This is a genomic window from Pseudomonas arsenicoxydans (genome assembly GCF_900103875.1).
Lineage (GTDB): Bacteria > Pseudomonadota > Gammaproteobacteria > Pseudomonadales > Pseudomonadaceae > Aquipseudomonas > Aquipseudomonas arsenicoxydans.
Genome location: NZ_LT629705.1, coordinates 5412164 through 5431533 on the forward strand (window position 1 = coordinate 5412164; position 19370 = coordinate 5431533).

General features: G+C 57.0%; 18 protein-coding genes, 4 tRNA genes and 1 pseudogene. 5 read left to right on the plus strand and 18 right to left on the minus strand.

What is annotated here, in order from left to right; genetic code table 11:
* Positions 1-184 precede the first annotated feature (184 nt).
* From BLQ41_RS25190 to BLQ41_RS25230, 9 genes are all read right to left on the minus strand, one after another.
* Positions 185-457 (minus strand): HU family DNA-binding protein, encoded by a 273-nt coding sequence (locus tag BLQ41_RS25190; RefSeq protein ID WP_002552737.1) that lies wholly within the window; start codon positions 455-457, stop codon positions 185-187.
* A 148-nt stretch (positions 458-605) separates the two neighbouring features.
* Positions 606-3002, minus strand: a complete 2397-nt coding sequence (gene lon / locus BLQ41_RS25195) for an endopeptidase La (RefSeq protein ID WP_090185891.1) — start codon at positions 3000-3002, stop codon at positions 606-608.
* 162 nt (positions 3003-3164) lie between these two features.
* Entirely contained in the window at positions 3165-4448 is a 1284-nt protein-coding gene (gene clpX / locus BLQ41_RS25200) for an ATP-dependent Clp protease ATP-binding subunit ClpX (RefSeq protein WP_007946893.1), read from the minus strand.
* 111 nt (positions 4449-4559) lie between these two features.
* The gene (clpP, locus tag BLQ41_RS25205; RefSeq protein WP_008062468.1) at positions 4560-5195 is read right to left on the minus strand and encodes an ATP-dependent Clp endopeptidase proteolytic subunit ClpP; all 636 of its coding nucleotides are present in this window, start codon (positions 5193-5195) and stop codon (positions 4560-4562) included.
* Between the two features lie 93 nt (positions 5196-5288).
* Positions 5289-6599: a trigger factor gene (tig, locus tag BLQ41_RS25210; protein WP_090185894.1), complete on the minus strand. Its 1311-nt coding sequence runs from the start codon at positions 6597-6599 to the stop codon at positions 5289-5291.
* Positions 6600-6997: 398 nt separating this feature from the next.
* Positions 6998-7073: transfer RNA gene (locus tag BLQ41_RS25215), tRNA-His, on the minus strand.
* A 77-nt stretch (positions 7074-7150) separates the two neighbouring features.
* Positions 7151-7235: transfer RNA gene (locus BLQ41_RS25220), tRNA-Leu, on the minus strand.
* Positions 7236-7292: 57 nt separating this feature from the next.
* Positions 7293-7368: transfer RNA gene (locus BLQ41_RS25225), tRNA-His, on the minus strand.
* A gap of 32 nt (positions 7369-7400) precedes the next feature.
* Positions 7401-7477 (minus strand) — tRNA-Arg (locus tag BLQ41_RS25230).
* Positions 7478-7752: 275 nt separating this feature from the next.
* Between BLQ41_RS25230 and folD the strand changes: the two genes are divergently transcribed.
* Positions 7753-8607 (plus strand): bifunctional methylenetetrahydrofolate dehydrogenase/methenyltetrahydrofolate cyclohydrolase FolD, encoded by an 855-nt coding sequence (gene folD, locus BLQ41_RS25235; protein ID WP_090185897.1) that lies wholly within the window; start codon positions 7753-7755, stop codon positions 8605-8607.
* 236 nt (positions 8608-8843) lie between these two features.
* Complete coding sequence (pbpG, locus tag BLQ41_RS25240; protein WP_090185900.1) at positions 8844-9782, plus strand: D-alanyl-D-alanine endopeptidase; 939 nt, start codon at positions 8844-8846, stop codon at positions 9780-9782.
* Positions 9783-9837: 55 nt separating this feature from the next.
* On the opposite strand, the gene BLQ41_RS25245 is transcribed toward pbpG, so the two are convergent.
* From BLQ41_RS25245 to BLQ41_RS25255, 3 genes and pseudogenes are all read right to left on the minus strand, one after another.
* Positions 9838-10053, minus strand: a complete 216-nt coding sequence (locus BLQ41_RS25245) for a hypothetical protein (protein WP_090185903.1) — start codon at positions 10051-10053, stop codon at positions 9838-9840.
* Positions 10054-10075: 22 nt separating this feature from the next.
* Positions 10076-10282 carry a DUF6021 family protein gene (locus tag BLQ41_RS25250; RefSeq protein ID WP_090185906.1) on the minus strand — a complete coding sequence of 69 codons (207 nt, stop codon included), beginning with the start codon at positions 10280-10282 and terminating at the stop codon, positions 10076-10078.
* A 94-nt stretch (positions 10283-10376) separates the two neighbouring features.
* Positions 10377-11104, minus strand: a pseudogene (locus BLQ41_RS25255) (peptidase C39 family protein).
* A gap of 167 nt (positions 11105-11271) precedes the next feature.
* On the opposite strand from BLQ41_RS25255, the gene BLQ41_RS30745 reads away from it, so the two are divergent.
* Entirely contained in the window at positions 11272-11442 is a 171-nt protein-coding gene (locus tag BLQ41_RS30745) for a hypothetical protein (RefSeq protein WP_167360506.1), read from the plus strand.
* Positions 11443-11515: 73 nt separating this feature from the next.
* On the opposite strand, the gene BLQ41_RS25260 is transcribed toward BLQ41_RS30745, so the two are convergent.
* Both BLQ41_RS25260 and BLQ41_RS25265 read right to left on the minus strand, forming a co-directional pair.
* Positions 11516-12265, minus strand: coding sequence for a TerC family protein (locus BLQ41_RS25260; RefSeq protein ID WP_090185912.1), 750 nt, complete (start codon positions 12263-12265; stop codon positions 11516-11518).
* 28 nt (positions 12266-12293) lie between these two features.
* Positions 12294-12536, minus strand: coding sequence for a hypothetical protein (locus BLQ41_RS25265; protein WP_090185914.1), 243 nt, complete (start codon positions 12534-12536; stop codon positions 12294-12296).
* 134 nt (positions 12537-12670) lie between these two features.
* Between BLQ41_RS25265 and nhaR the strand changes: the two genes are divergently transcribed.
* Positions 12671-13570: a transcriptional activator NhaR gene (gene nhaR, locus BLQ41_RS25270; RefSeq protein ID WP_090185918.1), complete on the plus strand. Its 900-nt coding sequence runs from the start codon at positions 12671-12673 to the stop codon at positions 13568-13570.
* A 4-nt stretch (positions 13571-13574) separates the two neighbouring features.
* Here nhaR and BLQ41_RS25275 read toward each other — a convergent pair whose 3' ends face one another.
* On the minus strand, positions 13575-14729 hold the full coding sequence (locus tag BLQ41_RS25275) for an MFS transporter (protein ID WP_090185920.1): 1155 nt from the start codon (positions 14727-14729) through the stop codon (positions 13575-13577).
* Positions 14730-15008: 279 nt separating this feature from the next.
* On the opposite strand from BLQ41_RS25275, the gene sstT reads away from it, so the two are divergent.
* Positions 15009-16241: a serine/threonine transporter SstT gene (gene sstT, locus BLQ41_RS25280; protein ID WP_090185923.1), complete on the plus strand. Its 1233-nt coding sequence runs from the start codon at positions 15009-15011 to the stop codon at positions 16239-16241.
* Between the two features lie 163 nt (positions 16242-16404).
* On the opposite strand, the gene BLQ41_RS25285 is transcribed toward sstT, so the two are convergent.
* From BLQ41_RS25285 to BLQ41_RS25295, 3 genes are all read right to left on the minus strand, one after another.
* A complete protein-coding gene (locus BLQ41_RS25285; protein WP_090185926.1) occupies positions 16405-16914 on the minus strand; it encodes a DUF1993 domain-containing protein in 510 nt (169 codons plus the stop codon).
* Positions 16915-17009: 95 nt separating this feature from the next.
* Positions 17010-18428 carry an ArnT family glycosyltransferase gene (locus tag BLQ41_RS25290; RefSeq protein ID WP_090185929.1) on the minus strand — a complete coding sequence of 473 codons (1419 nt, stop codon included), beginning with the start codon at positions 18426-18428 and terminating at the stop codon, positions 17010-17012.
* On the minus strand, positions 18428-19369 hold the full coding sequence (locus BLQ41_RS25295; RefSeq protein WP_090185932.1) for an SdiA-regulated domain-containing protein: 942 nt from the start codon (positions 19367-19369) through the stop codon (positions 18428-18430). The genes BLQ41_RS25290 and BLQ41_RS25295 overlap by 1 nt, the downstream gene beginning before the upstream one ends.
* Position 19370: the final 1 nt, after the last annotated feature.

Here is a 19370-nt window from a genome sequence, read left to right on the forward strand (position 1 = left end):
GGGTAGAATCCGGATAGAAGAAAGGCGCATCCGAGGATGCGCCTTCTCGTAACTGGCGGAGCGGACCGATGACTCGAACTTGCGAGCCTCGGTGTCTCGATTCGGCGAGTTGCCGACCGGACTACCGTTCCGCTGCCAGGTCAGGCATGACCCCGACCCGGATAGGCAAAAACCTGAATCGAACTTAGTTGACAGCTTCTTTCAGTGCTTTACCGGCTTTGAAACCTGGTTTTTTGGCTGCTGCGATTTCCAGAGTCTTACCAGTCTGTGGGTTACGACCGATGCGAGCTGGACGATCAGTTACGGAGAAAGTACCGAAACCAACCAGAACAACAGAGTCGCCAGCCTTGAGAGCGCCAGTGACGGATTCGATTACAGCGTCCAGCGCACGGCCAGCAGCAGCTTTCGGGATATCAGCGGATGCAGCGATAGCATCAATCAGTTCCGACTTGTTCACTCTAAGTCCCCTTATATCTATTTGAGTATGATTCTAAGTTTTTTGGTGAAAGCAAAAACGAGTGCTGAATGGCCTACAGACACTTAAGAGCCGCTTTATAACAAGGGCTCTAAAAAGCTGTCAAGGAAGCCCCCCAGGCAAATGCGTACTAATGCGTGCTAATTCTTTCCTTAGAGTCAGACTCGCGTTTTTCATCCTTTGCAACTATCTCTGGAACCACATCAGGCAGGGGCTCCGGCGCGTATTGCAGCGCAATTTGCAGGACCTCGTCAATCCATTTAACCGGTTTAATCTGCAGATCTCGCTTGATATTGTCAGGAATTTCCTTCAAATCGCGCACATTCTCTTCAGGAATGATCACCGTCTTGATTCCGCCACGGTGGGCGGCGAGCAGTTTTTCTTTCAAACCACCAATCGCCAACACCTGACCACGCAGTGTGATCTCGCCTGTCATGGCAACATCCGCACGCACCGGAATGCCGGTCAATGCCGACACCAGGGCCGTGCACATGCCCACACCGGCGCTAGGGCCGTCTTTCGGGGTAGCCCCTTCCGGCATGTGGATGTGCGTGTCGCGCTTCTCGTGGAAGTCCAGGGGAATCCCCAGGCTCTTGGCACGGCTGCGAACAACGGTCAGCGCCGCGGTGATCGATTCGACCATCACATCACCCAGGGAGCCGGTCTTGATCAACTGGCCTTTACCCGGCACGACGGCGGCTTCGATGGTCAGCAGTTCGCCACCCACCTGAGTCCACGCCAACCCGGTAACCTGACCGATCTGGTCCTGCGATTCAGCCAGGCCGTAGCGGAATTTGCGCACGCCGAGGAAGTGCTCAAGCATGTCGGCCGTGACCTTCACCGAGAAGCGTTTTTCCAGCGCATGCTCTTTGACCGCCTTGCGGCAGACCTTGGCAATCTGACGCTCCAGCCCACGTACACCGGCTTCGCGGGTGTAGTAGCGGATGATGTCGCGGATCGCTTCGGCGTCGAATTCCAGCTCGCCTTTCTTCAAGCCGTTAGCCGTAATCTGCTTCGGCGAGAGGTATTTGACCGCGATGTTGATCTTCTCGTCTTCGGTGTAGCCCGGCAGACGAATCACTTCCATCCGGTCCAGCAGCGCCGGTGGAATATTCATGGAGTTCGAGGTGCAAAGGAACATCACATCGGACAGGTCGTAGTCGACTTCCAGATAGTGATCGTTGAAGTTGTGGTTTTGCTCGGGGTCGAGCACTTCCAGCAACGCCGACGCCGGGTCGCCACGCATGTCACTGCCCATCTTGTCGATTTCATCGAGCAGGAACAGCGGGTTGCGGACACCCACTTTTGTCATCTTTTGAATCAATCTTCCTGGCATCGAACCGATATAAGTACGGCGATGTCCACGAATTTCCGCCTCATCACGCACGCCACCGAGGGCCATACGGACGAATTTGCGGTTGGTGGCGTGAGCAATCGACTCCGCCAGAGAGGTTTTACCCACCCCTGGAGGACCGACCAGGCACAGCACCGGCCCCCGAATTTTCTTCACGCGCTTTTGCACGGCGAGGTATTCGAGGATCCGTTCTTTGACTTCTTCCAGACCGTAATGGTCTGCATCGAGAATGTCTTCTGCGCGCGCAAGGTCAAGGCGCACTTTGCTCTGGGCCTTCCACGGCACCTGAACCAGCCAGTCGATGTACGAACGCACCACGGTCGCTTCCGCGGACATTGGCGACATTTGTTTCAGCTTGTTCAGTTCACCCTGGGCCTTGGCCAAGGCATCTTTGGGCAGGCCAGCGGCATCGATGCGCTTTTTCAGCTCTTCGATTTCGTTGTGGCCTTCGTCGCTGTCGCCGAGTTCTTTCTGAATGGCCTTCATCTGCTCATTCAGGTAGTACTCGCGCTGGCTGCGCTCCATTTGTTTTTTGACACGACCGCGAATGCGTTTTTCGACTTGCAGCAGATCGATCTCGGCATCCAGCAACGCCAGAACGTGCTCGACCCGGGCCGACAAATCGATGATTTCGAGGATTTCCTGCTTCTGCTCGATCTTCAGCGCCATGTGCGCGGCCATGGTGTCTACCAGGCGACCAGGCTCATCGATGCTGTTGAGCGACGACAGGACTTCAGCCGGGACTTTCTTGCCCAACTGCACATATTGTTCGAACTGGGCCAGCAGGCTACGGACAAACACTTCCGATTCGCGCTCTGGCGCTTCAGTTTCGTCGATCAGCGAGACTTCGGCACGGCAGTGGCCGTCCACTTCGCTAAAGCGCTCCACGGCGCCCCGCTGCTCGCCTTCGACCAGAACCTTGACCGTGCCATCAGGCAGCTTGAGCAGCTGCAGGACAGTCGCAATCGTACCTACGCGATAAAGTGCATCTTCACCGGGATCGTCGTCAGCAGGGTTTCTCTGAGCCAGCAGAAGGATCTGCTTGTCGCCCGTCATCGCAGCCTCGAGGGCTTCGATGGATTTCTCGCGCCCCACGAACAGCGGGATAACCATGTGCGGATAAACCACAACATCACGCAATGGCAGGAGAGGCAATTCGATGGTTGTCTTCATGATTTCGCCTCTACGGCGGCCATAAGGCCGTAAACAGATGGAAGTAAGCTTGAAACCAAGATGGGGGTTGCCCTGAAAAAAAACAAGCGCAAAGCGGGTGTTAAAAACGCTTTAAAAGAAAAGGGGCCCGAAGGCCCCTTCTTTGTTCCAGCAGCGTGACGCTTAGGCGTCTGGCGCAGCCTTGGCAGCCGGCTCACTGTTTTCGTAGATATACAGTGGCTTGGACTTGCCTTCGATAACGCTTTCATCGATCACGACTTTACTCACCTCGGACTGCGAGGGGATTTCATACATCGTGTCGAGCAACACACCTTCGAGAATCGAACGCAGGCCACGGGCACCGGTTTTTCGTTCCAGCGCACGTTTTGCGACCGATTTCAGCGCGTCGGCCCGGAATTCCAGGTCTACACCTTCCATCTCGAACAACTTGGCGTACTGCTTGGTCAACGCATTTTTCGGCTCGGTGAGAATCTGCATCAGTGCAGCCTCATCAAGCTCGTCCAGCGTGGCAAGTACCGGCAGACGACCGACGAATTCCGGGATCAAACCGAACTTGACCAGATCGTCAGGCTCGACTTCACGCAGGGACTCACCGACTTTCTTGCCTTCTTCCTTGCTGCGAACTTCCGCGTTGAAACCGATGCCGCCCTTGGTGGAACGGTTTTGAATAACCTTTTCCAGACCGGAGAACGCACCACCGCAGATGAACAGGATGTTACGGGTGTCGACCTGAAGGAATTCCTGCTGCGGATGCTTGCGACCACCTTGAGGCGGAACGGAAGCGACCGTGCCTTCGATCAACTTGAGCAGGGCCTGCTGCACGCCTTCACCGGAAACGTCCCGGGTGATCGACGGGTTGTCAGACTTGCGCGAGATCTTGTCGATCTCATCGATGTAGACAATGCCCATCTGGGCTTTTTCTACGTCGTAATCGCACTTCTGCAGCAGCTTCTGAATGATGTTCTCGACATCTTCACCTACGTAACCCGCCTCGGTGAGGGTGGTTGCGTCGGCGATGGTGAACGGAACGTTCAGCAAGCGGGCCAGTGTTTCGGCAAGCAGGGTTTTACCCGAGCCTGTCGGGCCGATCAGCAAAATGTTGCTTTTGCCGAGTTCGACGTCGTCATTCTTTTTGTCACGCTGGTTCAGGCGCTTGTAGTGGTTGTACACCGCTACTGCCAAAACCTTTTTCGCACGCTCCTGACCAATAACGTACTGATCAAGGATGCCGCTGATTTCTTTAGGCGAAGGCAATTTATGCGCGCTGCTTTCGGCCTGGGCTTCCTGCACCTCCTCTCGGATGATGTCGTTGCACAGGTCGACGCACTCGTCGCAGATAAAGACCGAGGGGCCGGCAATCAATTTGCGCACTTCATGCTGGCTTTTGCCACAGAAGGAGCAATAGAGCAGCTTGCCGTTGTCCTCGCCGTTGCGGGTGTCAGTCATTCGTTCGATCCAAATCCGATAGGCTTGCAACACAAGATGAAGGCTATTGCGGGCTTTTTCAAGCCCGCTGGTGATCGGACCCGCCGACCAACCTTATTTTGAGCTGCTTAATTAAGCGGGGCGCTGGTTGATGACTTCATCGATCAACCCGTACTCACGCGCTGCTTCTGCACTCATGAAATTGTCGCGGTTGGTGTCGCGCTCGATTTCTTCAAGAGTGCGCCCGCTATGCTTGGCCATCAGCGTGTTCAGACGCTCACGAATGAAGAGGATTTCCTTGGCATGGATTTCAATATCCGAAGCCTGGCCCTGGAAACCGCCCAGTGGCTGGTGAATCATCACACGCGAGTTCGGCAGGCAGTAACGCTTGCCCTTGGCACCGGCAGTCAATAGAAACGCGCCCATGCTGCACGCTTGACCGATACAGGTGGTCGACACGTTTGGCTTGATGAACTGCATGGTGTCGTAGATCGACATGCCCGCCGTCACCGAACCGCCCGGGGAGTTGATATAGAGATGGATGTCCTTGTCCGGGTTTTCCGCTTCAAGGAACAGCAGTTGCGCACAGATCAGGTTGGCCATGTAGTCCTCTACCGGACCAACCAGAAAGATCACTCGCTCCTTGAGAAGGCGCGAGTAGATGTCATAGGCGCGCTCGCCACGAGCAGATTGCTCGACAACCATCGGGACCAGGCCGCCTGCGGCCTGGATATCAGAGTTCTGCTGAATATACGAATTACGGAACATGCTCTGCAGTCACTCCCAAATAGTTATGTCTTGAATACGCATAAGCCAGCACGAAGGCTGGCTTATGGTGTGTGCTTCTTACCGCAAAAACGATCAGTCGGCTTGTGGAGCTTCTACCGGCTTGACTGCTTCTTCGTAAGAGACCGATTTGTCGGTCACGCTAGCTTTCTGCAGAACAGTATCCACAACTTGCTCTTCCAGCACAACAGAACGAACTTCGTTCAGTTGCTGGTCGTTCTTGTAGTACCAAGACACAACCTGCTCAGGCTCCTGGTAGGCCGAAGCCATTTCCTGGATCATTTCGCGAACGCGGGATTCGTCAGGCTTGAGGTCGAATTGCTTGACCACTTCAGCCACGATCAGACCCAGCACAACACGGCGCTTGGCTTGCTCTTCGAACAGCTCGGCCGGCAGTTGGTCAGGCTTGATGTTGCCACCGAACTGCTGAACAGCCTGCACGCGCAGACGGTCGACTTCGTTGGACAGCAGAGCCTTAGGCACTTCGATCGGGTTGGTGGCCAGCAGACCGTCCATAACCTGATTCTTGACCTTGGATTTGATTGCCTGACGCAGCTCGCGCTCCATGTTCTTGCGAACTTCGGCGCGGAAGCCTTCCAGACCGGTTTCCTTGATGCCGAATTGAGCGAAGAACTCTTCGTTCAACTCTGGCAGTTTTGGCTCGGAAACAGTGTTCACGGTCACGGTGAACTCAGCGGTTTTGCCTGCCAGGTCGAGGTTCTGATAGTCCTCTGGGAAGGTCAGGTTCAGAACGCGCTCTTCGCCGGCTTTAGCGCCAACCAGACCGTCTTCGAAACCAGGGATCATGCGGCCGGAACCCAGTACCAGCTGAGTACCTTTGGCGGAACCACCGGCGAACACTTCACCGTCGACCTTGCCGACGAAATCGATGTTCAACTGGTCTTCGTTCTGGGCAGCGCGATCAGCCACTTCGAAACGGGTGTTCTGCTTGCGCAGCACGTCCAGCATCTTGTCCAGATCGGCATCAGCCACGTCAGCGCTCAGGCGCTCTACGGTGATACCGTCGAAACCGGCAACGGTGAACTCAGGGAACACTTCGAAAATAGCGACGTATTCCAGATCTTTGCCGGCTTCCATCGATTTTGGCTCGATCGAAGGAGCGCCAGCCGGGTTCAGCTTCTGCTCGACAACCGCTTCGTAGAAAGACGACTGGATCACATCGCCTACCGCTTCCTGACGCGCATCAGCACCGAAACGACGCTTGATTTCGCTCATTGGCACTTTGCCTGGACGGAAGCCAGCAATCTTGGCCTTTTGGGCAGTCTGCTGCAGACGCTTGTTGACCTGAGTCTCGATGCGCTCAGCCGGCACGGTGATGCTCATGCGGCGCTCAAGAGCAGAAGTATTTTCAACAGAAACTTGCATGGATATTCCTCGTTGCACAGACGTTAGCCGGCCGTTTCCGACCCCAGAATCAAGGGCATGCATTCTAGTGGGTCAAACTCAAGAAGTCACCCTACTGAAAACGGGTAAAAAAGCAGCAGGCAATTTATAGGCGGGGACAAACGGTTGTGCCTCGCCCTGTTAGCAAATACAGCCAGTCATGCCAGGGCTTTGCACCAATACTTCTATATATAGAAGAAATCGGCAATCCATCCCTGACAGCCGACCCCACGAAGGGACCGACGGGCGGATCGGCATCATCGAGAAACAAAAATACGATGAAAACCCCACCCTACGACCCAGGACATGCAGCCGCTTAATACTCGAACCGCTAAAACAAAAAAGGCGCCAGACTGTTAAATCTGGCGCCTCTCGAAATATGGGGTGGACGAAGGGGATCGAACCCTCGACAACGGGAGTCACAATCCCGTGCTCTACCAACTGAGCTACGCCCACCATATTGCCTTGCAAGGAAGCCAAACAACTACCTTGCTGCGCCTCAACCAGGCCAACGGCTTGGGTAAAGCTTTATTTGGTGCGGATGAAGAGACTCGAACTCTTACACCTTGCGGCGCTGGAACCTAAATCCAGTGTGTCTACCAATTCCACCACATCCGCGGTATGAAGCTGTTAAAGCAAAGGCGCCAGACTGTTAATCTGGCGCCTTTCGAAATATGGGGTGGACGAAGGGGATCGAACCCTCGACAACGGGAGTCACAATCCCGTGCTCTACCAACTGAGCTACGCCCACCATATTGCGCTACTTGTGCCAAAGCTGCCTAATGGCGCACCCGGCAGGACTCGAACCTGCGACCATCCGCTTAGAAGGCGGATGCTCTATCCAGCTGAGCTACGGGCGCCTTATTAATCTGTACTCTTGGAGGACTACAAACTAAGTGCTTTCCAGTCTCGCAGAACCGTAATTCCGCTCAACCTTCTTATCCAGTGCTAGGCTGTGCCCGACAAGTGCGACGAATAGTATAGAGCGCCCCGAAGGCCGTCAAATCCTTTTTATAAAAAATTCATTTAATTAAAGGGGTTAGAGGAATTTGCAGACCAAGCGCCTTTGCCCTCACCTCATGACATGCGAGAATGCGTTCTCTTTTTTTCCCCTCTCGATGGTTAATCACGCGCAATGACTGCACAACTAATCGACGGCAAATCGATCGCCGCCAGCCTGCGCCAGCAGATCGCCAAACGAGTCACCGAGCGTCGCGAGCAAGGTTTGCGCACGCCCGGCCTCGCGGTGATCCTGGTCGGCAGCGATCCTGCCTCTCAGGTTTATGTCTCGCACAAGCGTAAAGACTGTGAAGAGGTCGGCTTCCTTTCCCAAGCCTACGACCTGCCTTCCGAAACCACTCAAGAAGCCTTGGCCGATCTGATCGATCGCCTGAACGAAGACCCGTCTATTGACGGCGTACTGCTTCAGCTTCCGTTGCCCGCACACCTGGATGCGTCCAAATTGCTGGAGCGCATTCGTCCGGATAAAGACGTCGACGGCTTCCATCCCTATAACGTTGGCCGCCTGGCTCAGCGCATTCCGCTGCTGCGTCCCTGCACGCCAAAAGGCATCATGACCCTGCTGGAAAGCACCGGTGCAAACCTGTACGGGATGGACGCCGTTATTGTCGGCGCATCCAATATCGTGGGTCGCCCGATGGCAATGGAATTGCTGCTGGCCGGTTGCACCGTGACCGTCACTCACCGTTTCACCCAGGACCTCGCCGGTCACGTCGGCCGCGCCGATCTGGTGGTCGTTGCCGCTGGCAAGCCAGGCCTGGTCAAAGGTGAGTGGATCAAGGAAGGCGCGATCGTGATCGACGTCGGCATCAACCGCCAGGAAGACGGCAAACTGGTGGGTGACGTGGTCTACGAGACCGCCCTGCCCCGCGCCGGCTGGATCACACCAGTGCCAGGCGGCGTGGGCCCGATGACGCGCGCTTGCCTGCTGGAAAACACCTTGTACGCAGCGGAAACGCTGCACAGCTGAGTTCGCATCAAGACGCCAGCGATAATCAAAAGAACCCCGCTAATAGCGGGGTTCTTTTTGCCTGCCGTATAAGACTGACCATCCGCCGGAAAATGACTTTTATTTCATGTTTCCAAAGACTTTCACCTCCTACCTGAACAACCATCGACAGTTATTCAGCCATACTCCAGAATGTCGCGCTTTTACGAAACAGCCCGTTACATAACGGCTTATCAACACATTAAGAGTCTGCCAGCGTGAAAATCCGTCTTTCTATCCTGAGCCTATTTTTTGCATTTACAGGGACGTTCATCACGCCAGCGGTTTACGCCGCTGATACCACCTCGGCCCCACGCGATACATCGCATCTGAAGATCGCTTCCGGCAGCGCATTGCTGATGGATCTGCAGACCAACAAGGTCATCTACGCCAGCAACCCCGACGTGGTTGTACCCATTGCCTCGGTCAGCAAACTGATGACTGCTTTGGTCGTGGTTGAAGCCAAGCAGAACATGGATGAGTACATCTCCATCAACATCAGCGACACGCCCGAAATGAAAGGGGTGTTTTCCCGGGTCAAACTCAACAGTGAAATGCCGCGCAGGGAAATGCTGCTGATTGCACTGATGTCCTCGGAAAACCGTGCCGCCGCCAGCCTTGCGCATCACTATCCGGGCGGTTATGTCGCATTCATTGCGGCCATGAACGCCAAGGCCAGGGCGCTGGGCATGACCAACACTCACTATGTCGAGCCGACGGGCCTTTCGCCTCGCAACGTTTCGACGGCGCGCGACCTGAGCAAATTGCTGATCGCTGCGCACAAGTACCCGATCTTGACGGAGCTGAGCACCACCAAAGAAAAAACCGTCTCGTTTCGCAAGCCAAACTACAGCCTGGGCTTCCACAATACCGACCACTTGATCGGTAAGCCGAACTGGGACATCAAACTGACGAAAACCGGCTTCACCAACCAAGCCGGCCACTGCCTGGTGTTGGTCACAAGCATGGGCAATCGCCCGGTTGCGCTGGTGATCCTCGACGCCTTCGGCAAATACACGCACTTTGCCGATGCCACCCGTATACGTAACTGGGTCGAAACCGGCAAGGGCACGGACGTGCCATCTGTAGCCCTGCAATACAAATCGGAAAAAAACCTCAAGCACCGTCAGAGCGGCGTTGTCGAAGCCTCGAAATAATTCGGCGACAGCAAAAACAAAGCCCCGATAATTCGGGGCTTTTTTTCGTCTGGCATCAATCGTTGGGCAGCGGCATCTGGTCGTCATCCGGAATGCCATCCCCCGCACTCGGGTCTCGGGTGCCGTGGGGATGATCCGTTGGCACGACCATCGGACGCGCCAGAGGGTCTCTTAACGGATCATTGGGATCCATGACCGGATCAACGCCCTCTTCAGGGGTTGTGGGAACACTGTCCGGACGTTTGTCGTTGAAACTCGAATCGGTAGACATACGCACCTCACCACAGTTGAGATCAGGGTTTCAGGTCGGCAAGCGGGTCATAAGGCTTCGCGGGCGTCTTGCCCTCCTCGCCCGGTTTTATGTCTCTGGGCGCCTTGGCAGGACCAATGGGATCGACCTGAGGATCCGCGAGGTCCGGCGAATCCGGATCAAAACCCAGTTCATCCCCTGAAGAATGTTCAGACGAGTGCGGGCCAGAGGGAGTATTGGATTGAGCCATGGGCGCCTCCTTGGGGCTGGCCCGGAGAAGTCCGGGCCTTACCACTTAGAAGCCAGGTACGCGCAGCGGTGCCCGGCACATGACGAACGGAAGCTTACTGCGTGCTCAACGCCTTCTTCGCACGCTCGGCAGCCTGCTCCTGCCCTGCCTGACCGAGATCACTCGCAGCCTTCAGCCAGCGCTGCGGATCAACGTTGACCGGGATTTGATTGGGCTTCTGGATCAGCACGGCCCAGCCGCCGGCGTCCTTGAACGATGACTCAAACGAGCTGAAGCTCATCAGGTTGCGGTGATTCATTCCAGAGCGCAGCAACACCGTTTGCTTCTGGCGATTGTATCCGGCAAGGATGGCGTAACGCGGTCCGGCCCACATTGCCGAGCCTTCGGTAAAGCGCACCATCACCGGGTAACCGGCGGCGACCTGGGTCAACAACGCAGGTAAACGGCTATCGAGGGGATACACCACCATCCCGTACTCACGGGCAAGGTTTTGCATGTTCTGCTGTAGCTGGGCTTCGGCGCCCGGCAGGTGCAGCGGTTTCTCAAGCAGCCCCGGCGTGATCACGATGCCTTGCTGCGAGAGCATGCTGGCCAAGACCTGAGGGCCGCTTTGAAAGTCTTGTCCCCGATAGAACGTGCCGCTGAGCTCAACACGTTCCGGCAGACGCTTGATCTCCGGCGCCACGCTCCCCGCGCAACCCGCCAACCCTGCAACGCAGCCGACAACCAGCAGCGCCATTCGAATCCGAGAAAATACCCGCTCCATCATCACTCTCTTGTTCAGATGCCAGGCAACACGCTCCCGGCTTGGCCGTCGATCATAGGACGCCGCAAGGCGCCGGTATAGCCTTTACCTGCAGTTGAGTGCATTCGATAGAGCGAACAGGTCGCAGAGTGCTGACCTTTGGTCCATGGCCTGAAACACAGCAGCGACTAGACTGTCATTTGCAAAGAGTGTGTGCCCGCTACAGGGCAAAGTGGAGGCACTGATGAGCCTGACAATGACAATCGTGATGCTGGTTTCTGGCTGGTTGGCGGTGGCCTCCGCCATGTTGTGGGGTGTCCTGCGTGTTACCCGTCGCCATCATCACCACCCGGTTCAATCGGCGCCTGAGGCGAAGACCGATAAGCCGCCTGTGCGCGAAGCGCCGGTTCACTGACGTACTCTGGACTTATAAAAAAACGGCCGCCTGGACTCTTTCGAGCACAGGCGGCCGTTTCGTTTATCGGCGATTAAGCTTGCGCGGCAATGCGCTTCTGCTTGGCCCGCCGCGACATCATGTTCAGCCCCTCGATCGTCGCCGAGAACGCCATGGCGGCATATACATAGCCTTTCGGTACGTGGGCACCGAAGCCTTCGGCGATCAGCGTCATGCCGATCATGATCAGGAAGCCCAGCGCCAGCATCACCACCGTCGGGTTGTCGTTGATGAACCTGGCCAGCGGGTCAGCCGCCAGCAACATCACCAGCACCGACACCACCACGGCGATGATCATGATCGGCAAATGCTCGGTCATGCCTACAGCGGTAATGATGCTGTCGATCGAGAACACCATGTCCAGCATCAGAATCTGCCCGATCGCAGCGGCGAAACCCAGGGTCACGGTCGAGGTCGCCGACATCGGATCTTCCGGCGCCGGGTCCATGCTGTGATGGATCTCGGTGGTCGCCTTCCACAACAGGAACAGGCCGCCGGCGATCAGGATCATGTCCTTCCAGGAGAACGCGTGGCCGAGGATATCGATCACCGGCTCAGTCAACTGGACGATGAACGCGATGGTGCTCAACAAGCCCAATCGCAGGATCAGCGCCATGCCGATGCCGATGCGCCGTGCTTTCTGCCGATGCTGCTCTGGCAATTTGTTGGTCAGAATCGAGATGAAGATCAGGTTATCGATGCCGAGCACGATTTCCATGACGATCAACGTGGCCAGGGCAACCCAGGCGGTGGGGCTTGCAGCAAGTTCTAAAAGGTATTCCATGGGTCAGTCCTGACTCGTTGTAGACGGTTTAGATTTCCTGGGACGAAGATTCGACTTTCTGCTTGTCTTCGCCGGATGGCTCTTTCTTGCTGATCAGGCCACCCGTGGCATCGCTGATCGCTTGCTCGGCGGCCTTGTGGGTGTCATCGATCGCCTGTTTTGCAGTTTCTGCAGCCTTGCCCATCAACTGTTGCGCGCTTTTCTCGGCCTGGTCGCAACCGGCTAGCACCAGTAAAGACGTAATCAGCAGTGCCGTGGTTTTAAGCTTCATGTGATTTCCTCGATAGAACAATCCGGACCGAACCGATGGCCCGTTGATAGCGAGGCATTCTAGGGAGGCAGACACTTCAGGAAAATTCGTATTTTCAGCGGTTATACTTCGGTTTTTACGAACTGTAGGTCGTCATGCTCAACTACCGACAATTGCATTACTTCTGGGTGGTCGCCAAAACCGGCAGCATCGTGCGCGCCTGTGAGCAACTGAACCTGACCCCACAAACCATCAGCGGACAGATTTCCTTGCTCGAGCAGACCTATGGCATCGAGCTGTTCAGGCGCGTCGGCCGGCAATTGGAACTCACCGAGGCCGGCCGCCAGACGCTGCCTTACGCCGAGCAAATGTTTCAATTGGGGGGCGAACTGGAGTTGATGCTGCGGGCGCAGCCCAACGAACAACAGATTCTGTTTCGGGTCGGCGTGGCCGATGTGGTACCCAAGTCCATCGTCTATCGCCTGATTGCGCCGACCATGGAATTGAGCGAGCCGCTGCGCATTACCTGCCGCGAAGACAAACTCGAACGCCTGCTCGCCGACCTGGCGATTCAGCGTCTGGACCTGGTGATTTCCGACAGCCCAATGCCGTCGCACCTCGACATCAAGGGCTACAGCCAGAAACTTGGGGAATGCGGGATCAGCTTTTTCGCGACCCCGACACTGGCAGCGCAGTATGGCCAGGACTTCCCGCGCAGCTTGCATGGCGCACCGTTGTTGATTCCCGGGCCGGAAACCGTGGTGCGCAGTCGCTTGCAGCGTTGGTTTGCCGAGCAGCAGATCCAGCCGCGCATCGTCGGTGAGTTCGACGACAGCGCGCTGATGCAGGCATTCGGTCAATCGGGCAGCGGTATTTTCATTGGCCCGAGCGTGATTGCCGATGAAGTGAAACGCCAATACGGCGTGGAGTTGATTGGCCAGACCGACGCGGTGACCGAGTCTTTTTACGCCATTTCAGTGGAACGCAAGGTCAAGCACCCTGGCATTGTCGCCATTACCGAAGGTGCCCGACGCGAGCTGTTCACTGACGATTGAAGCCTCAGGCGCAGACTTCGCGCGGCTTCATGGTCATCAGTGCCATTGCCAGCAGAATCGACACAAGGATAAACGCGGCGGCGGCAAAACCCAGCCCGCCCAGGCCGACGCTGTCGATCACGCGTCCGCCGACCATCGCGCCCAAGCCAATCCCGAGGTTGGCCCCGGCAATGTTCAGCGAGGCAGCAAAGGCTGGCGCCTCGGGGGCGGCCTTCATCAAGCGCACATGGCTGACCAGGAACAATGCCGCTTGAGTCACGCCCCAAATGCCCATCGCCGCCGCCAGACCAAGCGGTGAATGAATGTTCGGCACCAACGCCACCATGCCGGCAATCATGAACGCGCAGAACATCATGGACGCGATCAACGGATTACGATCCACCGCGCGGCCGCCCAGCGAGTTACCGATCAGCCCGACCGCACCGAAGCCCATCAGGCACCAACCGACCACCGTGCCGTTGAAACCAGCCAGGCGCTCAAGGATGTCCGCCAAGTAGGTGTAAGCGGTGAACATGCCGCTGAACACCAGGATCGACAGCAACACATGCCCCAGCATCAACGGGCTGCGCAGAATCTTGAATTGCGAACGAAAGCTCACTTGGTGCTGATGCAGGTTGGTCTTCGGCAAGTAGACAAACAGCAGCAACGCCTTGGCAAACGCGATCACCGCCAGAATGCCAAAGGCACTGCGCCAGCCGAATGCATCGGAAATCAGCGTGCCGACCGGAATGCCGAACACCGTGGCGCAGACAATACCGAAGCCGATCTTGGCAATGGCGCGCCCGGCATAATCAGGCCCGACGATGTCCACCGCCGTTTCACTGGCCAGCGCCCAGAACACCGGCAGCCCCAGAGCGGGGATCAAGCGGGCGATGGCCATCACCCAGATGTTCGGCGCAAATGCGGCGAGGGTGTTGGCCAGGCCGAACATGATCAACACCGAGATGAACAGTTTGCGCCGCTCGAACCGGGCGAAGTACGCGGTCAGGAATGGCCCGAACGCAGCGACGGTGAACGCGAACAAGGTCACCAGCAAACCCGCTTGCGGGATGCTGACGTCCAGGTCTCGGGCGATCGCCGGCAGCAGGCCGACGATGATGAATTCCGTGGTCAGCACGGTAAAACCCGCGGCGGACAACAGAAGAATGGGCAACAGCATGCGGAACTCCAGAAAACGACGACACCAGCGATGACCCGAAGGCCCACTGGCATGACTTGAAAATGAGGATGGCGAATCTTAACAGAGTGTTTCCAATCAGGGTTGCACGAACCTGCCTATCTCGTTGATCACGCGGGCGGCAGATCGTCACAGGTCTGAAGGATCAAGAGCACGCTGTGATAAAGTCCGCGCCCTGCGATACGTACACCCTGTTCATCGGCCATTCATTGGCATTGATGTCGTGACACCCCCGCACCTAATAATCAGAGATGCCGTTTTATGACTGCTTCATCCCCTTCGCTATTGCAACGCCTGAAACGCTTGAGCCTGGTCTCGCAAATCGTCATCGGCCTGATCGCCGGAATTGCCTTGGCGTTGTTCGCTCCGGACGTGGCGAAGTCCACCGCGTTCATCGGCAAAGTGTTCGTGTCAGCACTCAAAGCCGTCGCGCCTATCCTGGTGTTCGTGCTGGTCATGGCCTCGATCGCCAACCACAAGCACGGCCAGGAAACCCATATCCGGCCGATTTTGTTTCTGTACCTGCTCGGTACGTTTGCCGCCGCTGTCGTGGCGGTCGTTGCCAGCACGTTGTTCCCGTCCAGCCTGGTACTGGCCACGCATGACGTCGCGGTGAGCGCGCCGGGTGGCATCGGCGAAGTGTTGCAAAGCCTGCTGCTCAGCGTGGTCGACAATCCGGTCAGCGCGCTGATGAACGCGAACTTCATTGGCATTCTGGCCTGGGCAATCGGCATGGGCATTGCCATTCGCCACGCCGGTGACACGACTCGCGAAGTGCTTGGCGACCTGTCCAATGGCGTGACCTTGATCGTGCGCCTGGTCATCCGTTTCGCGCCGCTGGGGATCTTCGGCCTGGTGGCCTCGACGCTCGCCACCTCGGGTTTTGGTGCCTTGATCGGCTATGCGCATCTGCTGGCCGTGTTGCTGGGCTGCATGCTGTTCGTGGCGCTGGTGATGAACCCGATGATTGTGTTCTGGAAACTGCGTCGCAACCCCTATCCGCTGGTGCTGACCTGCCTGCGGGAAAGCGGTATCACCGCATTTTTCACCCGCAGTTCGGCAGCGAACATCCCGGTCAATCTGGAGCTGAGCAAGCGTCTGGGCCTGCACGAAGACACTTACTCGGTCTCGATCCCGCTGGGCGCCACCATCAACATGGCCGGCGCGGCGATCACCATTACCGTACTGACGCTGGCCGCCGTGCACACACTGGGCATCGCCGTCGACATTCCGACCGCCATCCTGCTGAGCGTGGTGGCGGCGATCTGTGCCTGCGGCGCGTCGGGCGTGGCCGGCGGTTCGCTGTTGCTGATTCCACTGGCGTGCAGCCTCTTTGGCATCCCGAGTGAAATCGCCATGCAGGTGGTGGCGGTAGGTTTCATCATCGGCGTGTTGCAGGACTCTGCGGAGACGGCGCTGAATTCTTCCACAGACGTGCTGTTCACGGCTGCCGCGTGCCTGGGCGAAGACGAAAAAGCCGAGCGTCTGGCGTAACAAAGATCGAAAGATCGCAGCCTCGTTTCACTCGACAGCTCCTACATTGAGATGCGTACTGCCTGTAGGAGCTGTCGAGTGAAACGAGGCTGCGATCTTTTGATTCAAAAAATAAAGCCCGCCAAGGTTTGCACCTTGGCGGGCTTTTTAATGCCTGGGCGGTTTAGAACGCGCCCATGTAATCGCGCTTGCCCACTTCCACACCGTTGTGACGCAGCAGTGCGTAAGCAGTGGTGACGTGGAAGAAGAACTGCGGCAGGCCGTAGGTCAGCAGGTAGGCCTGGCCAGTGAAGCGTTTCTCTTTCGGCGTGCCCTGACGGGTGATGATCTCGATGCCTTCCTTGCCATTGATCTGCTCAGGCTTGATCTCGCCGATGAAGGCCAGAACCTTGGCGATCAAGGCTTGCAGCTCAGCGAAGGTGGTTTCGCTGTCGTCATACTTCGGCAATTCGACCTCAGCCAGACGCGCGGAAACGCCTTTGGCGAAATCAACGGCGATCTGCACCTGGCGCACCAGCGGGAACATGTCCGGGTACAGGCGCGCTTGCAGGAAGGCGTTTGGGTCAATGTTCTTGGCGGTGGCGTGGGCTTCGGCCTTGTTCAGAACGTCGCTCAGGGCATTGAGCATTTGTTTGAAAACCGGAACCGATGCGTCGTACAGGGAAATGGTCATGGCAGTCTCGTGTGATGACAGGAGTGAATCGTGGGTCGATTATAACGGTGCACCGCGCTTGCGGCGGGTCTTTTATCCGGCGTCCACCTGAGGATTCAACGGCAATCAGCCCCCAGCCGCAGGAGTAACGCCGAACGACCCGGTTTGAGATACGGGTCAATCTCGCCGATCTTGCACGACGCCAGGTCCTGCAACTCAGGCGGCAGCGGCTCCTGAACGAACAGTCGCGCGTCCGATTGTTTCACCCCGCTCACCTCTGCAACCGTCAGCGCTTCCACGGGCCGGCCCATGTAATAGACCAAGCGGATGTCCGGCTCACCAACACTGTAGGCTTTCTGATCCGGTTGCTTGGCCGCCAGGGTGGCTACCTGTTCAAGCCCGCCGAACCGATGCGCCAGCACCTGCCCTTCAATGAATACATAAAACACCAGAAACCCGGCAAGCATGATGTAAGGCACCGTGGCGAGGCCAACCCGCCAGCGCCCTTTCGCTTCCTCAAGCAACGCTGTCCAGTGCAGCGCCAGCAGCAGCGCGACAGCCGGGTAAATCGGCAACAGGTACTTGCCGTGCTTCTCGGTGAACATGGAAAAAACCAGCAACGGCAGCAGGCAACAGCACAGCAACATGCCCGCTTCGCGACGCGAGCGAATCAGCGCCCAGAACGCTCGAGGCCGCACAAATATAATCAACCAGAAAGGAAAGAAATCACCGGCCAGGTACAGCAGATAGGCATACCAGGCCTCGGCACCCTGCCCGTCGATTTTGTTCACGATGTCTTCGCTGATGATCGACGCCCAAATGCCCCAGCCCTGACTGAAAGACACAGCCACATACCAGGAGCTGCCCAGCACCAGGGCAATTATCCAGCCCCAGCCATCACACAGGTAGGCTTTGGCGCGGGAATCTTTATAGATCAGGGCATAAGCCAGAATCGGTGCCGTCACCCACAACAGGCATACCGGCCCCTTGGTCAGCAACGCACACCCCAACAGTACGTAGCTGAGCCGACTCCAGCCGATTCGGCCCTGCCTGAAAACATACTGCCAGGCCGCCAACAACGCGCCGAAACACAGCAGGGTCAAAAACATCTCGATTTCAGAGCGGCGGGCGAACAGGCTGAACGCGCCATTGGCGGCCAGGAACACCGCGGCCAGCAAGCCCGCCTGACGTCCGGCGAGGCGGGAGCCATACAGGTAAATACCGATGCAACATACCGTCGCAGCCAGGGCCGATGGCAAGCGCACGCTCCACTCGGACAAACTGCCCAGCACGCCCGTCGACACCAGACCCACCCAATAGAAGAACGGTGGCTTGGACAGGTACAGCTCACCGTTCATGTACGGCAGCAGCCAGCTCCCTGCTTCGCGCATTTCACGGACGGTGACGGCCCTGCGAGCTTCGTTGACGCTGAGGAACGGCACGCTGCCAAGGCCCCAGAAAAACAACAGCACGATGGCAACGGCGACGAGCAAGGTGATATTACGGGTCAAAAACCGACTGTAATCCAACTTCATCAAAGCTTCTCCGCACCAACTCCCAGAGTGCCCTTCGCCTTGGTGAACCGATAGAACAGGTTGGGCTCGCTGACGATATAGAGCTCGCCATCGGCGTCCATGGTCATGCCTTCGGCTTGCGGCACATTTTTCTTGAGGTCGCCTGCCATGCTGCGCAGGGAAAGAATGCTGACGAAATTACCCTTTTCGTCCAGTTCGGTAACGTTGTTGGACTCTTCGCTCAACATCAGCAAGTGCCCTGTTCGCGGATCGTAAAAGAGCTCGGAAAGGTCACGGCTGAACACACTGCGGTCCACCCAGGAGGTCAGGTCATCGATACGAATCTGTAATGACCCACCCAGGGAGGCAAGCATGCCCGTGACCGAATACAACTGCCGCGGGTCTCGCTCCTTGACCGCCAGGACACGGTCATTGGCCACGTCATAGGTCACGCCCTCGAACCCTTTGTTGTTGTTGCTCAGGTTGACCCCGATGGCGAGAAACCTGGCGCCCTCCACGTGGATCGGGCCCGGGGTGTCCGGCAAGGTGATGATGTCCAGTTGCTGCTTCACTTCGTCGGCGATCACCACCCGTCCGCCACCGATGTAAGCGAGGCCCTCAGTGTCCTGAAACCCGATCAGCGGATAGTGCTCAAGCACATCACCGTCGCGGCTCAACGCCAGAATCTCCATGGGCTCGCCGTTGGTAATGCCCAGCATGCGCCCACGATCGAAATCATAGGCAATGCCCGACAAATTGGTCACGCCGGGAAGTGGCTTGGCGTCGATAACCGCCCGGTAGTCCGGCAACCAGATATTTTTTACCGGGTCCTGATTGCCGTACCACTTGTTGTGCCAGTGTCCATACAACTGCGAGTGCCAGGAAAACCGTAGGCTAGCCGCGAAAAGCAGTGCCAACCCAACAACAATAACGATCACTCCAACCTTCCAGGGTTTGCTCATG

Bases quoted from the DNA above. Each gene is read 5' to 3' on its own strand.
- clpX (WP_007946893.1), bottom strand. From the start codon at position 4,448: ATGACTGACACCCGCAACGGCGAGGACAACGGCAAGCTGCTCTATTGC.
- tig (WP_090185894.1), bottom strand. From the start codon at position 6,599: ATGCAAGTTTCTGTTGAAAATACTTCTGCTCTTGAGCGCCGCATGAGC.
- lon (WP_090185891.1), bottom strand. From the start codon at position 3,002: ATGAAGACAACCATCGAATTGCCTCTCCTGCCATTGCGTGATGTTGTG.
- nhaR (WP_090185918.1), top strand. From the start codon at position 12,671: ATGCTCAACTACCGACAATTGCATTACTTCTGGGTGGTCGCCAAAACC.
- BLQ41_RS25295 (WP_090185932.1), bottom strand. From the start codon at position 19,369: ATGAGCAAACCCTGGAAGGTTGGAGTGATCGTTATTGTTGTTGGGTTG.
- BLQ41_RS25260 (WP_090185912.1), bottom strand. From the start codon at position 12,265: ATGGAATACCTTTTAGAACTTGCTGCAAGCCCCACCGCCTGGGTTGCC.
- clpP (WP_008062468.1), bottom strand. From the start codon at position 5,195: ATGTTCCGTAATTCGTATATTCAGCAGAACTCTGATATCCAGGCCGCA.
- BLQ41_RS25290 (WP_090185929.1), bottom strand. From the start codon at position 18,428: ATGAAGTTGGATTACAGTCGGTTTTTGACCCGTAATATCACCTTGCTC.
- BLQ41_RS25275 (WP_090185920.1), bottom strand. From the start codon at position 14,729: ATGCTGTTGCCCATTCTTCTGTTGTCCGCCGCGGGTTTTACCGTGCTG.
- folD (WP_090185897.1), top strand. From the start codon at position 7,753: ATGACTGCACAACTAATCGACGGCAAATCGATCGCCGCCAGCCTGCGC.
- BLQ41_RS25265 (WP_090185914.1), bottom strand. From the start codon at position 12,536: ATGAAGCTTAAAACCACGGCACTGCTGATTACGTCTTTACTGGTGCTA.
- BLQ41_RS30745 (WP_167360506.1), top strand. From the start codon at position 11,272: ATGAGCCTGACAATGACAATCGTGATGCTGGTTTCTGGCTGGTTGGCG.
- BLQ41_RS25245 (WP_090185903.1), bottom strand. From the start codon at position 10,053: ATGTCTACCGATTCGAGTTTCAACGACAAACGTCCGGACAGTGTTCCC.
- BLQ41_RS25250 (WP_090185906.1), bottom strand. From the start codon at position 10,282: ATGGCTCAATCCAATACTCCCTCTGGCCCGCACTCGTCTGAACATTCT.
- sstT (WP_090185923.1), top strand. From the start codon at position 15,009: ATGACTGCTTCATCCCCTTCGCTATTGCAACGCCTGAAACGCTTGAGC.
- BLQ41_RS25285 (WP_090185926.1), bottom strand. From the start codon at position 16,914: ATGACCATTTCCCTGTACGACGCATCGGTTCCGGTTTTCAAACAAATG.